Here is a 15,083-nt window from a genome sequence, read left to right as displayed (position 1 = left end):
TATCCCCTGCCTCTAAAATGGGTCAGTGCACCCTGCTACCCAACCCCCACGCGCCATTCGCGAACTTCCTGACGAACTCATCAGCCAAATCGCTGCGGGCGAGGTGGTCGAGCGGCCCGCATCCGTCGTGCGCGAGCTGGTGGACAACGCGCTAGACGCGGGTGCCACACAAATCACTCTGCGCCTCTTGGCCGGTGGTGTGCGCATGATTAGCGTGGAAGATAACGGCGTAGGCATTCCAGCCAACGAGCTACCCGTGGCCTTAAAGCGGCACGCCACCAGCAAGATCACCAGCCTGACTGAGCTCGAATCAGTGGGCACCATGGGCTTTCGGGGTGAGGCATTGGCCGCTATTCAATCGGTGTCAGAGCTGTCAGTGATGTCGCGCACCGCCGCGCAAGACAGTGCCATGTTGCTGGATGGCCGAAGCGGCGAGCTGCAACCCGCCGCCCGCGCCCAAGGCACCACCGTGGAAGTGAAAGAGCTGTTTTACAGCACGCCCGCACGCCGCAAATTTTTAAAGACCGACAACACCGAGCTGGCCCACTGCGTCGAAGCCGTGCGCCGCCATGCCCTTACCCGCCCCGAGGTGGGCTTTGCCATTTGGCACGAAGGCAAGTTGGTGGAGCAATGGCGTGCGCAAACCATTGACTCCGAATCGGGCGAAGACTTGAATGCCCAACGCAAACACGCGCTCGACCGTCGCTTGGCCAACGTGTTGGGCGATGACTTTTTAAACAACTCAGTGGCGGTGCATTACCAATCTGGCAACGTGACCGTGGTGGGCCGAGCTGGCATTCCAGATGCCGCACGCTCGCGCGCTGACCAGCAATTTGCCTATGTGAATGGCCGCTATGTGCGCGACAAAGTCATCACCCACGCCGCACGCAGCGCCTATGAAGATGTGCTGCACGGCCACCGCCAACCCGTCTATGCCTTGTACGTAGAGATTGAGCCCACGCGTGTGGATGTCAACGTGCACCCCACCAAGATTGAAGTGCGTTTTCGTGATGGCCGCGAGGTACACCAAGCCGTACGCCACGCGGTCGAAAACGCCTTGGCTGTGCCGCGTGCCAATATGCTGATGGCCAATGCGCTGCAAAACCATGAGTTGCCCATGGCCGGCACTGCTGACACTTCTGCTTTTAACTGGCAACAAGCGCCCATACCTTTGGCTGGCACGCGGGTGGCAGATGTGGGCGCACTCTGGCAATCCACACCGCGCACGGGCCTGCCCGCCGAAGAACAACCCACGCAAAGTTTTGCGACTAATGCAGCCTCCGAAACTTGGCCTATGGGCAAAGCCATTGCGCAGTTGCACGGCGTTTACATCTTGGCGGAGAACGCGCAAGGCTTGGTGCTGGTCGATATGCACGCAGCACATGAGCGCATCGTGTACGAACAACTCAAAACACAAATTGACGCGCAACGCATCAGCAGCCAACCGCTGTTGATTCCAGCCACTTTCCCAGCCACTGCGCAAGAAGTAGCCACTGCTGAAGCCTGCGCTGAAGCGCTGCAAGAGTTGGGTTTAGAAATCTCCACCCTGTCGGGCAAAACCTTGGCTGTGCGTGCTGTGCCCAGCACCTTGGCGCAAGGCGACGCTGTGGCGCTGGCCCGCAGCGTGTTGGCCGAGTTGAGCCAACACGACGCCAGCACCGTGGTGCAACGCGCCCGCAACGAACTGCTGGCCACCATGGCCTGCCACGGCGCGGTGCGTGCCAACCGCAAACTCACGATTGACGAGATGAATGGCTTGCTGCGCCAAATGGAAGTGACCGATCGATCAGACCAATGCAACCACGGCCGCCCTACTTGGCGACAGCTGACGATGCGTGAGCTCGACGCGCTGTTTTTGCGCGGCCGTTGATGTCACCCACACTCATCATTGTGTTGTTGTCGATGCTGCTGGGCATTCAGCCCGTGGCCACCGATTTGTATTTACCCGCCCTGCCCGCCATCAAGACGGAGTTTGCTGCAGAACTTTCTCAGGTTCAGCTCACGCTCAGTGCCTTGCTTTTGGCCTTTGGCACATCGCAGCTGGTGTGGGGCCCGCTGTCAGACCGCTTTGGCCGTCGTCCTATTTTGTTGTGTGGCTTGTCCACATTCACCTTGGCTGGTTTGGGCTGCGTGTTGGCCAGCAGCATGCACGAGCTCATCGTTTGGCGGGCGCTACAAGGCGCGGCTATGGGCGCCGTGGTGATGTGCGCTCGCGCCATCGTGCGCGACCTGTACACACCCGAAACGGGCGCGGGCGTGATGTCTAAGGCACTCACCGGTTTAGCTATCTTGGCCTGTGCCAGCGCGCCTCTGGGTGGCTTGTTGACAGATGTCTGGAGCTGGCATGCCGCATTGGGTTTGGTGATGGGGTTTGGTGCCATCACCTTGGGGTTGGTCGCATGGAAGTTCAAGGAAACCTTGCACCGCAAAAACCCACACGCGCTGCAGTTCAAGGTCTTGGCCAAGACATGGTGGCAGATCATGCGTCACCCCACTTTTGTGGCCTTCACATGCGTGTTAGTTAGCACTTATGGCGGCCTGTTCAGCTTCTTGGCCTCATCGTCTTTTGTCTTTATCAACTTGTTAGGTTTGTTGCGTTGGCAGTACGGCTTGCTATTGTTTTCTATGGCTTTCACTTATTTGCTGGGCACGGTCTTGTGCCGACGTTTGCTGGCCCGTTTTGGTGTGGCGCACACAGTGGCCATCGGTGGCGCACTCAGCTTGATGGGGGGCGGCTTGATGGCCCTCAACGCATGGTTGGGCTGGCACAGCGTGGTGGGCTTGATGGGACCGTTTTATTTATTCATCTTGGCCCACGGTATTCACCAGCCATGCGGTCAAAGCGGCTCCGTGGGGCCCTTTCCCAAAGCAGCAGGTGCAGCCTCTGCCCTCGGTGGTTTCTTGATGATGTCGGCTGCTTTTGCCACTGGCTTATGGCTGGGCGCAGCCAAAGATGGCTCAGCTATGCCAATGGTACAAAGCATTGCTTTTTGGTCGGTGTTGACGGCCCTGTCAGCTTGGGTTTTGGTGCTGCGCAGAGGAGGCCCACGTGTCTAAGCCGTCGACTTGTGCATCTGGCCGCGCATCTGGCCGCGCAAATGGCTGGTCGGTCGACGCCATCGCCTTGGTTGGCCCCACCGCCAGCGGTAAAACAGCGGCGGCTTTGGCTGTGGCAAAGCAGTGGCCCGTTGAAATTATCAGCATTGACTCAGCCCTGGTGTATCGCGGCATGAACATTGGCACAGCCAAACCCAATGCTAAAGAGTTAGCGCAAGTGGCGCACCACCTCATCGATATTCGCGACCCACTGCACGCCTACAGCGCAGCCGAATTTGCACGCGACGCCAACGCGCTGATGACCGACATCCGCGCGCGAGGCAAGCTGCCATTGCTGGTAGGCGGCACCATGCTCTACCTCAAAGCTTTGCGCGACGGCATTGACGACCTGCCCACCGCACAGCCCGAGTTGCGTGCCGAGATTGAACAACAAGCGTTCGCCTTAGGCTGGCCTGCGATGCACGCCGAGCTAGCCAAGGTGGACGCCATCACTGCAGCCCGCTTGGCGCCCAATGATGCACAGCGCATTTCTCGTGCGCTGGAGGTCTGGCGCGTGAGCGGCAAAGCTTTGTCGCAATGGTTTACGGAAGGCGACGCAACGCGTACCGCACAACCGGCATTGAACATGCCCCTGCTCTCGCTTGAACCTGTTAACCGCGCATGGCTGCACGAACGGATTGCGCAACGCTTTGACATCATGTTGGCGGGCGGATTTTTGGCCGAGATGCAAGCATTGCGTGCGCGTGGTGACTTGCACATCGATTTGCCCAGCATGCGTTGTGTGGGCTATCGCCAAGCGTGGGAGCTGCTTGACCGTGCGCAGGCCATAGGCGCTTCACCTGAAAGCATCTTGCCGCAGCTGCACGAGCTGGGTGTAGCCGCCACACGGCAGCTGGCCAAGCGACAACTCACTTGGCTGCGCGGCATGGATGAACGGATCGTCTTGCCTTGTGATGCACCAGATGCTTTGGCTCAAACACTGACCGCTGTGGCGCGTTTTACTGCAGCGGCTCTTTAAGCACGTCTGGCAAAGGCAAAGGCATGACGGCAATGCCTTCGTCAATCAACGCTTCGGTTTCTTCAGGTGTTGCGTGGCCTCGAATGTTGCGCTGCTCGGTTTCGCCGTAGTGCATCTTGCGGGCTTCTTCCGGAAAGCTGTTGCCCACATCGACAGTGTTGGCCACCACATGGCGCACCATCTTGAGCAAAGCGGCTTGCAATTGCGCGGGCTCTAAGTTAGCCACCTCTTGCAGGCTTGGAAGCCTAGAAGCGTTAGACCTAGAGGCAGAGGCACTCTCTGAGTCGTGAATTGATGCGGCGGCTTGTGCTTGATTTCCCTCTGAGCTGACTGCTGAATTGCCAATAGCGTTACCCACTATCTCGCGCTCACCGCGTGTGGTGTTCAAGTTCAAACGCGGCGCGCTGAGCCTTTTGGTAACACTGGCATCGCCGCACATAGGACACGCCACCAAACCACGTTCGAGCTGGCTTTGATAATCGCCTTCGGATCCAAACCAGCCTTCAAACACGTGCTGTTGGCCGCATTGGAGATCTAAAACTTTCACACGCGCTTCCATTCCAAAGGCCATGCGCCACTGAGGTGGTTTTGTAGCCAAAGTAAACCGGTCAAGGTTTTCGCATCGGTCAGTTGACCATCACGAGACCATGCCAACAGCTCGTCCACGCTGGCATCAAACACATCCAGAAATTCACCTTGGTCCAACTGCCGCTCGCCTTGTGTGAGGCCACGCGCAAACCAAATGTTAATGAACTCGGTGGAGTAGCTGATGACGGGATGCAACACACCCGCGTACGCCCACTCTGCAGCGCGATAGCCCGTTTCTTCCAACAACTCGCGCTGGGCACAGGCCCAATGATCTTCGTTTGGGTCGAGCTTACCTGCAGGAAACTCAACCATCACTTGCTTCACGGGGTAGCGGTATTGACGCTCCATCACCAAGCGCCCATCGTCGCGCATGGCAATGATCATCACCGCACCTGGGTGAATCACAAATTCGCGGGAAGCGGTGTCACCGCTGGGCAAACGTACGGTGTCACGAAAAGCATGCAGAAAGTGGCCTTTGAGCAGCTCGACATGGTCGACGGTGTATTCGATCAAATGGTCGTCAGTGGAGGGCTTCAAGGTCATGTTAAAAAAGCCAGCTTGACAGCTGGCTTAAGTAGAACAACAGGGGCTCAAGTCCCCAACGTGGTCACGATGGCTTTGGCGCAAAGCGCCATCAACCCGCCAGGCAAGATGCCCAAAATTAAAATCAACGCGCCGTTGATGCTCAACACCACACGCACATCTGCGCTAGCCGACACGGTGGTTGCCGTGATGGGTGCATCAAAGTACATGACCTTGACAATGCGCAAGTAATAGAAGGCACCAATCAGCGACATCATGACCGCGAAGATCGCCAACGCAATCGCACCCGCTTGACCAGAAGCAATCAAAGCTTGCAATACCGACAGCTTGGCGTAGAAGCCAACCAGCGGTGGCACACCTGCCAACGAGAACATACAAGCTGCCATGACACCCGCGTACAAAGGGCTGCGTTGGTTCAAGCCTGCGAGGTCGGAAATTTCTTCGCTCTCAAAGCCTTCACGTGCCAACAACAAGATGATGCCAAAGGTGGCCAACGTTGTCAGCACATAGGTGATGACGTAGAACATGGCCGAGCTATAGGCGTTGGCAGCCGCAGCGGTGTTGCCGTTGACTACGCCTGACAGTAAACCAATCAACACAAAACCCATTTGGGCGATGGTCGAGAAGGCCAACATGCGCTTGAGGTTGGTTTGTGCCACAGCGGCCAAATTACCAATCAGCAAGGATGAGATGGCCAAGACCATCAACATTTGCTGCCAGTCCACGGCTAAGGGCAACAAGCCTTCCACCAACAAACGGATGGTCATGGCGAATGCGGCCAATTTCGGTGCGCCACCAATCATCAAGGTGACGGCTGTGGGTGCGCCGTGGTAAACGTCAGGAATCCACATGTGGAAAGGCACCACACCGAATTTAAACGCCAAGCCGCACACCACAAACACCAAGCCCAAAACCAGCACTTGGTGCTTAATTTGGCCCGAGGCCACAGCCTTGAATACGGTGGTGATATCGAGCGAACCTGTCGCGCCGTACAACATGGACAAGCCGTACAGCAAGAAGCCACTGGCCATCGCGCCCAACACAAAATATTTCATCGCGGCTTCGCTGGCCACGGCGCTGTCGCGACGTAAGGCCACCAAGGCGTAGCTGGACAAGGTCAACAACTCCAAACCGAGATAAAGCACGAGAAAGTTGTTGCCCGAGATCATGATGAACATGCCCAGCAATGCAAACAAACCCAAGGTGAACAACTCTCCACCGCGCAACATGTCGCGATCCGCAGCATAAGGACGGCCATACACCAGAGTGACCATCACAGCCAAAGCTGCAAAGCACTTGAGCCAGCTGCCCATGGCGTCAGAAACCACCATGTTGCCAAAGCTGTAAATCGTTTGACCTTGTGTGGCGGCCACCGCCTCAAGGTAAGCCACAACACCAAGGGTGATGAGCGACAAGACATAGGTAGTGGTGCGACGTGGGGACTTGACAGACAAGTCCACCAAAGCAATCACGATGGCCATCACAGCCAACAAGATATCGGGATAAACCGCAGCGATGCTCAGTTTTTCAAACATTTTTCAAACCCTCTTTATTGCGGCAATTTGGAAATGGCCACGTGTTTGAGTAACTCAGCTACGGACACGTCCATCACGTCAGTGAATGGCTTGGGGAAGATGCCCATGGCCAACACAGCGATTGCCAACAGGGCCAACATCACAAACTCGCGGCTGTTGATGTCGGTCAATTCTTTGACGTGGTCATTGGCTACAGGGCCCAAATACACGCGTTTGATCATCCACAAGGTGTAGGCTGCGCCAAAGATCAAGGCGGAAGCCGCAGCAAAGCCAACCCAGAAGTTGTATTTGATAGCACCCAAAATAACCATCCACTCACCCACGAATCCAGCCGTACCAGGCAAACCGCAGTTGGCCATAGCAAACAACAAAGCAAACGCAGAGAACTTGGGCATGGTGTTCACCACGCCGCCGTAGCTGGCAATTTCACGCGAGTGCATGCGGTCGTACAACACGCCGATGGACAAGAACATCGCAGCAGACACAAAGCCGTGCGCAATCATTTGCACCAAAGCACCAGAGACGCCAATGTCGTTAAAGATGAAAAAACCCAAGGTCACAAAGCCCATGTGCGCCACGGATGAATACGCCACCAGCTTTTTCATGTCTTCTTGCACCATGGCCACCAAGCCAACGTAGACCACGGCCACGAGTGACAGCGCAATCATGAGCCAAGCGTATTCGTGTGCAGCATCTGGCGCGATGGGCATTGAGAAGCGCAAAAAGCCATAAGCACCAAGTTTCAACATGATCGCGGCCAGAACGGCAGAACCGCCGGTAGGTGCTTCCACGTGAACATCGGGCAACCATGTGTGCACTGGCCACATAGGCACTTTCACTGCAAATGCTGCAAAGAACGCAAAGAACAACAAGGTTTGCGCAGACATTGGCAATGGCAGTTTGTGCCAAGCAGCCAAATCAAAACTGCCAGCCGATTGCGTGTAGAGGAAGATCAAGGCGATCAACATCAACAAAGAACCCAACAAGGTGTACAAGAAGAACTTGAACGCTGCATAGATTTTGTTCGGGCCGCCCCATACGCCGATGATCAAGTACATCGGAATCAAGGTGGCTTCAAAGAACACATAAAAAAGCATGCCGTCGGCGGCGCAAAACACACCGATCATCAAACCGCTCAAGATCAAGAACGCGCCCATATATTGGTTGACGCGCTCGGTGATCACTTCCCAACCCGCGATCACAACGATGACGTTGATGAACGCGGTCAACAAGACGAACCACAAAGACAAACCATCTAAACCAATGTGATAGAAAACATTAAAACGTTCAATCCACATCGATTTTTCAACAAACTGCAAGGCTGCTGTGCTGTTGTCGAAACCGCTGAACAGCGGCAAAGTGACAGCCAAACTGACCAAAGAACCGATCAACGCAAACCAGCGCACGCCCCTGGCATGTTCGTCACGCCCGAAGGCGAGCAAGATGACACCCAAAAAAATTGGTGTCCAAATGACAAGGCTCAACAAACCCATTTTTTATTCTCCTTATTTGAGCCAAACGAACCATGTCATCAGCAGGAATACGCCCAAGATCATGGACAAGGCGTAGTGGTAGAGGTAGCCAGTTTGCAACTGACGTGTCAGCGATGACACCCAACCCACCAACTTCCAAGAAGCATTCACCACACCACCTTCAATGATGGCTTGGTCGCCGCCCTTCCACAAGCCTGTACCCAAGGCGCGAGCGCCACGGGCCAAAACGTTTTCGTTGAACCAATCCAAGTAGTACTTGTTTTCGAACAAGACGTAGATGGGGTGGAACACGCGCTTGATCGCAGTAGGCACAGCTGGGTTGACCATGTACATGTAGTAAGACGATGCAACACCCGCCACAGCCAGCCAGAACGGCGCCGTGCTCAAGGCATGCAAGGCCATGGCGACAGCGCCGTGGTAGTGGTGTGTCAACACAGCCATTGCAGGATGCTTGTCGGTGTTGATGACGATCGCATCTTTGAAAAACTCACCGAACACCAACGGATCGATGGTGTAAAAACCAATCAAAACAGACGGAATAGCCAGCAAAATCAAAGGCACTGTCACCACCCATGGGGACTCGTGTGGGGCATGGTGCTCATCGTGGCCATGGTGAGGCGCATGGTCACCATTCTTCAAATCTGGATTTTGGTCGTAACGCTCTTCGCCATGGAACACGAGAAAGTACATGCGGAACGAATAGAACGCCGTCACAAACACACCAGCCAAAACAGCAAAGTGGGCGAAGCCTGCGCCGGGCAAGGTGCTTTCAGCTACAGCTTCAATGATGCTGTCTTTGGAATAGAAGCCTGAGAAAAATGGCGTGCCAATCAACGCCAGCGATCCCAACAACGAAGTGATCCAAGTGATGGGCATGTACTTGCGCACGCCGCCCATCCAACGGATGTCTTGGTTGTGATGCATGCCCATGATGACAGAACCGGCACCCAAGAACAGCAAAGCTTTGAAGAATGCATGGGTCATCAAGTGAAACACGGCCACAGAGTATGCCGATGCGCCCAAGGCCACGGTCATGTAACCGAGTTGTGAAAGTGTGGAATAAGCCACCACACGCTTGATGTCGTTTTGAATCAAGCCCAAAAAGCCCATGAACAAAGCGGTGATGGCACCAATCACTAGGATGAAGTTCAGCGCTGTGTCAGACAGCTCAAAGAGAGGCGACATGCGAGCCACCATGAAGATACCGGCCGTCACCATGGTCGCTGCGTGAATCAACGCAGAAATAGGTGTTGGACCTTCCATGGAGTCAGGCAACCACACATGCAGCGGAAACTGAGCCGACTTGCCCATCGCGCCAATGAACAAGCAGATACAAATCACGGTCACAAGCATCCAGTCAGTGCCGGGGAAAGTGATCGCGCCCAGTTCGGCGGCCTTAGCAAATGCTTCGGTGTAGTTCAAAGTGCCACCGTAGGCCACGATCAAACCAATACCCAAAATGAAGCCGAAGTCACCCACGCGGTTGACCAAGAAGGCCTTCATATTAGCGAAGATGGCTGTAGGTTTGTTAAACCAAAACCCAATGAGCAAGTAAGACACCAAGCCCACAGCTTCCCAACCGAAGAACAGTTGCAGCATGTTGTTACTCATCACAAGCATCAACATGGAAAAGGTGAACAAGGAAATGTAAGAGAAGAATCGGTTGTAACCTTCGTCCTCTTTCATGTAGCCAATGGTGTAGATGTGAACCATCAAAGACACAAAGGTCACGACACACATCATCATCGCGGTCAGGCCATCAACCATGAAGCCGATTTCCATTTTTAAATCACCCACCACCATCCAGGTGTAGAGGGTTTCATTAAAACGCGCGCCGTCTATGGCCACGCTGTAGAGCGTCATAGCCGACAGAACGAAGGCGATGAACACGCCCAAGATGGTGAGTGAGTGAGTTAGGCTGCGGCCGATTTGGTTGCCGCCGAAGCGGGTTCCAAAAATACCAGCTAAGGCAGAGCCCACCAGCGGCGCCAAGGGCACAGCCAGCAACGTAGAAACTTGCAGGGTTTGGGACATAGTGAATTAACCCTTGAGCGTATTGAGTTCATCCACGTTGATACTGGACTTGTTGCGAAACAATTGCACCAGAATCGCCAAGCCGATGGCAGACTCAGCAGCCGCCACGGTCAAGATGAAGAAAACAAAAATTTGGCCGTTCAAATCACCCAAGTAATAAGAGAACGCCACGAAGTTCATATTGACCGCGAGCAACATCAATTCAATCGCCATCAACAAGACGATCAAGTTTTTGCGGTTCAAGAAGATGCCGATCACAGAGAGTGCAAACAAAATCGCACCCAAAGTGAGGTAATGGCCTAAGGTGATGCTCATTCTTTTGTCTCCGGTTTGACCGCATCCATTTTGACCAGCGTCACTCTGTCTCGAGACTTAACACGGGCTTGTTGACTTGCATTTTGGAATTTGCTGTCTTTGCGCGCGCGTAAAGTTAAAGCGATGGCAGCAATCAAAGCCACAAACAAAATCAACGCTGCTACTTGCACAGGGTAGAGGTACTCGGTGTAGAGCAAGATACCCAGGGCTTTGGTGTTGGAAACTTGCGTAACCACCACATGACCCACGTCTGCGGCGGAAGCCACATCCACAGGCGCCACAGGCGCCACAGCCGTCACCGCCGCTGGCGAAATAACGTTCGCTGCCACTTGTTGGCGGGGCTCACTGATGCGAAAACCACCCAACAGCACAGCTGCCAATTCGAGGGCGATCACCGCACCCACTGTGGCCGCGAGTGGAAAGTGCTTCCAAAAGCTCTGGCGAATGCTGTCGATGTTGATGTCCAACATCATCACCACAAACAAGAACAAGACCATCACAGCACCCACGTAAACAAGCACTAGGGTGATGGACAGAAATTCTGCTTTGAGCAACATCCAGATGCCAGAGGCCTGGAAGAAAGCCAAGACCAAAAAAAGCGCGGCGTGTACAGGGTTACGCGACGTAATGACGCGAAATGCAGCAAACAGCATGACTGCTGAGAACGCGTAAAAAAGAGCCGACTTCACATCCATAGGTACGTCCATCATCAAATCTTTAACGGTATTTAGCATCAGCTGCTTTATTGGCAGCGATTTCGGGTTCGTAGCGGTCGCCCACTGCTAACAACATTTCTTTGGTGAAGTACAGGTCACCGCGTTTTTCACCGTGGTATTCAAAGATGTGTGTTTCAACGATCGAATCAACAGGACAGCTCTCTTCGCAGAAACCGCAGAAGATGCACTTGGTCAAGTCGATGTCATAGCGCGTGGTGCGGCGGCTGCCATCTGCGCGCTGTTCTGATTCGATGGTGATAGCCATGGCAGGGCAAACAGCCTCGCACAGTTTGCAAGCAATGCAGCGCTCTTCGCCGTTGTCATAACGACGCAACGCATGCAGTCCGCGGAAGCGAGGCGACAAAGGCGTCTTCTCTTCTGGAAACTGAATGGTGATGCTGCGCGAAAACATATATTTGCCTGTGAGGGCCATGCCTTTGAGCAGTTCGATCAAAAGGAAGCTCGACAAAAAGTCGCGCAACGAGAATGGGGCGGAATGAGTAGTCGTTGTCATGGTGTATTTCCGGTTTTATTTCCAGATATTCCAAGGTGTTTGAATCCAAATACCCACCACCAACAACCAGATCAAGGTGAGTGGAATAAAGATCTTCCAACCCAAACGCATGATTTGGTCATAGCGATAACGTGGGAACGTGGCACGCACCCACAAGAACATGGTCACCACCACAAAGGTCTTGATACCCAGCCAAATCCAGCCAGGGATCATGTTGAACAAGGGGTGATCAATGGGTGACAACCAGCCGCCCAAGAACATGACCACGGTCAACATGGAAACCAAGATCATGTTGGCGTATTCAGCCAAGAAGAACATGGCAAAAGACATGCCCGAGTATTCGATCATGTGGCCAGCCACGATTTCGGATTCGCCTTCCACCACGTCAAACGGGTGACGGTTGGTTTCAGCCAAACCTGAGATGAAGTAAATGATGAACACGGGGAACAAAGGCAACCAGTTCCAAGACAAGAAGCCTAAACCTTTGTCAGCCATCATGCCCTTGGCTTGACCCATCACGATGTCAGTCATGTTCAAGCTGTTGGAGATCATCAAGACGATCACGAAGCAAAAGCCCATGGCAATTTCGTAGCTGACCATTTGGGCCGATGCACGCATGGCGCCAATGAAAGCGTACTTGGAGTTAGACGCCCAACCCGCGATGATGACGCCGTAAACCTCCAGCGAGGTGATGGCCATTAAAAACAACAAGCCTGCGTTGATGTTGGCCAAAGCCACGTCAGGGCCAAAAGGAATTACAGCCCATGCTGCCAAGGCGGGCATGATGGTCATGATGGGACCCAAGAAGAACAAACTTGTAGTTGCTTTCGTGGGAATGATGATCTCTTTGGTGAGCAACTTCAGCGCGTCAGCGATGGGTTGCAACAAACCACCAGGACCCGTACGGTTAGGCCCTTTGCGGATCTGGGTGTAGCCAATGGCCTTGCGCTCCCACAAAGTTAGATAAGCAACGCAAAGTAACAAGGGCAGCAACACACCCACAATCTTCAGCAAAGTCCAAAGCACAGGCCAAGCCAGTGAGGTCCACCACACATCCGACATCAAGCCAAAGCCGGCGTTATAAATGTTGTCAACCATCACTGAGCTCCTTGCAACTGGGCCGCAACCGCAGGTTGCTTCGCGTCAACCGCAGGTTGCTTCGCATCATCCGAAGGTTGCTTCGCGTCCGCCGTGAGTTGAAGCGATGGTGCGCGGCGCACCAAGCTGTCGAGCTGGTAAATCGACGCAGAGGCAGGCTGACCAGCAACCGGGCTCACGTCCACACTGGCGGCGCATGCGTTGGACATCAAGGCTTGCACGTTGGAAGGAATAGCTTGAGCACGCACCTCTTCGATGGTTTCAAACTCAAAGCCAGGCACATGGAGCATGGTGCCCAACACCCGTAAAACTTTCCATGCAGGACGCGTTTCACCCAAAGGCTTCACCACACCGTGAAAGCTTTGTGCACGGCCTTCGGTGTTGATAAAGGTGCCAGCGGTTTCGGTGAAGGGCGAGATGGGCAACAGCACATCGCTGATGTCCATATTGGCCTTAAAGGGAGACAAGGTCACCACCATATCGGCTTGACCGATGGCTTCTACTGCAGCAGCGCCGTTGGCAGCATCGAAGGCTGGCTCAGTGTTGAGCAACACCACCGCCTTCAAACCACCTGCCAACATTTGGCCCGCATCTTGACCGCCTGCTTTTGGCAAAGCACCGACCACTTGAGCGCCAACGGTATTAGCAGCTTCGCCGAGAAAGCCAACTGTGGCGCCGGTTTGTGCGCCAATCCAATTAGCCAAGGAAAGCAAGCTAGAGGCTTTGGCATGGTGTGCCGCCGCGTTACCCAACAAAATGGCTTTGCGCTCACCGCCTGTCAAAGACTTGGCGATGGCTTGAGCTTCAGCATTGTTGGCGTTGCCAGCCGCAGGTGCAGAAGCACCGGTGATGATGCCCACAGCAGCAGCGATGTCGGCCAAGGCTTGCACCCAATTGGCGGCGTCAGCCATCAAGGTATTGGCGACGGGCATGGCCCAGTCGAAGGCTTGTGCATTTAAAGCGTTGACCTTGCCGCCGTGGCGAACGGCTTGGCGCAAACGCTGAGCCAACAAAGGTTGATCTTTGCGAATGTTGGAGCCAATCACTAGGACGCGTTGCAGTGTTGTGAGTGATGCCACCGAAGTACCCAACCAACGTGCTTTCCCGTCGTGTTGGAAGTCTGCAGCGCGCAAACGTGTGTCGATGTTTTGGCTACCCAAACCGCGCGTCAAAGCGGCGGCCAAGTACAACTCTTCAGCCGTGCTGTGAGGGCTAGCCAATGTACCGATGGCTTGTGGGCCGTGCTGGGCTTTGACGCCCTGCAAGCCGTTGGCCACGTATTCAAGGGCGGTTTGCCAATCGACTTCTTTCCACTCGCCACCTTGCTTGAGCATTGGCAGAGTCAAGCGGTCCGCGCTTTCTAAAGCTTCGTAGCTGAAACGGTCGCGGTCAGCAATCCAACATTCATTGACGTCTTCGTTTTCCAAAGGCACCACGCGCATGACCTTGTTGTTCTTCACTTGAACGACCAAGTTAGCACCCGTGGCGTCGTGTGGGCTGACCGACTTGCGACGGCTCAGCTCCCAGGTACGGGCGCTGTAACGGAATGGCTTGCTGGTCAGTGCGCCCACAGGGCAGATGTCAATCATGTTGCCTGAAAGCTCGGAGTCAATCGATTGACCCACAAAGGTTTCAATCTCGGCGTGCTCACCACGGTGGGACATGCCCAGCTCCATGATGCCGGCCACTTCTTGGCCAAAGCGCACGCAGCGTGTGCATTGGATACATCGGCTCATCTCTTGCATGCTGACCAATGGACCGGCGTCCTTGGGGTGCACCACGCGTTTTTCTTCTTCGTAGCGGGAGGTGGAGCCTCCGTAGCCTACGGCCAAGTCTTGCAACTGGCACTCACCACCTTGGTCGCAAATGGGGCAATCGAGGGGGTGATTGATGAGCAAAAACTCCATCACCGACTTTTGGGCCTTGATGGCTTTGTCGCTCTTGGTGCGGACGATCATGCCTTGCGTCACAGGTGTGGCACAGGCAGGCATGGGCTTGGGGGCTTTTTCCACATCGACCAAGCACATGCGGCAGTTGGCCGCGATGCTGAGTTTCTTGTGATAGCAAAAATGGGGAATATATGTACCGGCCTTTTCAGCTGCGTGCATGATCATGCAGCCTTCTTGGACGTCAATCTTTTTACCGTCGAGTTCGATTTCAATCATGGCACTT

The 15,083-nt window shown here is 54.5% G+C and carries 13 protein-coding genes; 3 read left to right on the top strand and 10 right to left on the bottom strand.

The genetic code is table 11. From position 1 onward, the window contains the following. Positions 1 to 25: 25 nt before the first annotated feature. Genes mutL through miaA form a run of 3 tightly spaced genes read left to right on the top strand, consistent with a single transcriptional unit; the run spans position 26 to position 4,075 of the window. Entirely contained in the window at positions 26 to 1,870 is a 1,845-nt protein-coding gene (gene mutL, locus ABWP81_RS00725) for a DNA mismatch repair endonuclease MutL (protein ID WP_353138254.1), read from the top strand. Next, on the top strand, positions 1,870 to 3,057 hold the full coding sequence (locus ABWP81_RS00720; protein ID WP_353138251.1) for a multidrug effflux MFS transporter: 1,188 nt from the start codon (positions 1,870 to 1,872) through the stop codon (positions 3,055 to 3,057). The genes mutL and ABWP81_RS00720 overlap by 1 nt, the downstream gene beginning before the upstream one ends. Then, positions 3,050 to 4,075 carry a tRNA (adenosine(37)-N6)-dimethylallyltransferase MiaA gene (gene miaA, locus ABWP81_RS00715; protein ID WP_353138248.1) on the top strand — a complete coding sequence of 342 codons (1,026 nt, stop codon included), beginning with the start codon at positions 3,050 to 3,052 and terminating at the stop codon, positions 4,073 to 4,075. Before ABWP81_RS00720 ends, miaA begins: the two co-directional genes overlap by 8 nt. Here the strand turns inward: miaA and ABWP81_RS00710 are convergent. The 10 genes from ABWP81_RS00710 to nuoG are packed head-to-tail and all read right to left on the bottom strand — an operon-like array spanning position 4,056 to position 15,076. Continuing rightward, complete coding sequence (locus ABWP81_RS00710; protein WP_353138245.1) at positions 4,056 to 4,622, bottom strand: DUF1178 family protein; 567 nt, start codon at positions 4,620 to 4,622, stop codon at positions 4,056 to 4,058. The two genes, miaA and ABWP81_RS00710, sit on opposite strands and share 20 nt — an antisense overlap. Beyond that, the gene (locus ABWP81_RS00705) at positions 4,619 to 5,206 is read right to left on the bottom strand and encodes an NUDIX domain-containing protein (RefSeq protein ID WP_353138242.1); all 588 of its coding nucleotides are present in this window, start codon (positions 5,204 to 5,206) and stop codon (positions 4,619 to 4,621) included. Before ABWP81_RS00705 ends, ABWP81_RS00710 begins: the two co-directional genes overlap by 4 nt. A gap of 47 nt (positions 5,207 to 5,253) precedes the next feature. Beyond that, positions 5,254 to 6,741: an NADH-quinone oxidoreductase subunit NuoN gene (nuoN, locus tag ABWP81_RS00700; RefSeq protein ID WP_353133892.1), complete on the bottom strand. Its 1,488-nt coding sequence runs from the start codon at positions 6,739 to 6,741 to the stop codon at positions 5,254 to 5,256. Positions 6,742 to 6,755: 14 nt separating this feature from the next. After that, positions 6,756 to 8,234, bottom strand: coding sequence for an NADH-quinone oxidoreductase subunit M (locus ABWP81_RS00695; protein ID WP_353138239.1), 1,479 nt, complete (start codon positions 8,232 to 8,234; stop codon positions 6,756 to 6,758). A gap of 12 nt (positions 8,235 to 8,246) precedes the next feature. Continuing rightward, positions 8,247 to 10,268, bottom strand: coding sequence for an NADH-quinone oxidoreductase subunit L (gene nuoL, locus ABWP81_RS00690; RefSeq protein WP_353133886.1), 2,022 nt, complete (start codon positions 10,266 to 10,268; stop codon positions 8,247 to 8,249). Positions 10,269 to 10,274: 6 nt separating this feature from the next. Further along, positions 10,275 to 10,583, bottom strand: coding sequence for an NADH-quinone oxidoreductase subunit NuoK (gene nuoK, locus ABWP81_RS00685; RefSeq protein WP_353133883.1), 309 nt, complete (start codon positions 10,581 to 10,583; stop codon positions 10,275 to 10,277). Continuing rightward, complete coding sequence (locus ABWP81_RS00680) at positions 10,580 to 11,278, bottom strand: NADH-quinone oxidoreductase subunit J (RefSeq protein ID WP_353138328.1); 699 nt, start codon at positions 11,276 to 11,278, stop codon at positions 10,580 to 10,582. The genes nuoK and ABWP81_RS00680 overlap by 4 nt, the downstream gene beginning before the upstream one ends. Positions 11,279 to 11,300: 22 nt before the next feature. After that, entirely contained in the window at positions 11,301 to 11,813 is a 513-nt protein-coding gene (gene nuoI, locus ABWP81_RS00675; RefSeq protein WP_353138236.1) for an NADH-quinone oxidoreductase subunit NuoI, read from the bottom strand. Positions 11,814 to 11,828: 15 nt separating this feature from the next. Beyond that, positions 11,829 to 12,911 carry an NADH-quinone oxidoreductase subunit NuoH gene (gene nuoH, locus ABWP81_RS00670; protein WP_353133766.1) on the bottom strand — a complete coding sequence of 361 codons (1,083 nt, stop codon included), beginning with the start codon at positions 12,909 to 12,911 and terminating at the stop codon, positions 11,829 to 11,831. Next, the gene (nuoG, locus tag ABWP81_RS00665; RefSeq protein WP_353138233.1) at positions 12,911 to 15,076 is read right to left on the bottom strand and encodes an NADH-quinone oxidoreductase subunit NuoG; all 2,166 of its coding nucleotides are present in this window, start codon (positions 15,074 to 15,076) and stop codon (positions 12,911 to 12,913) included. Before nuoG ends, nuoH begins: the two co-directional genes overlap by 1 nt. Positions 15,077 to 15,083 lie beyond the last annotated feature (7 nt).

The organism is Limnohabitans sp., from assembly GCF_040401135.1.
Lineage (GTDB): Bacteria > Pseudomonadota > Gammaproteobacteria > Burkholderiales > Burkholderiaceae_C > Limnohabitans.
Note: the sequence above shows the minus strand (reverse complement) of the source record. Positions and strands in the feature narration are given on the sequence as shown.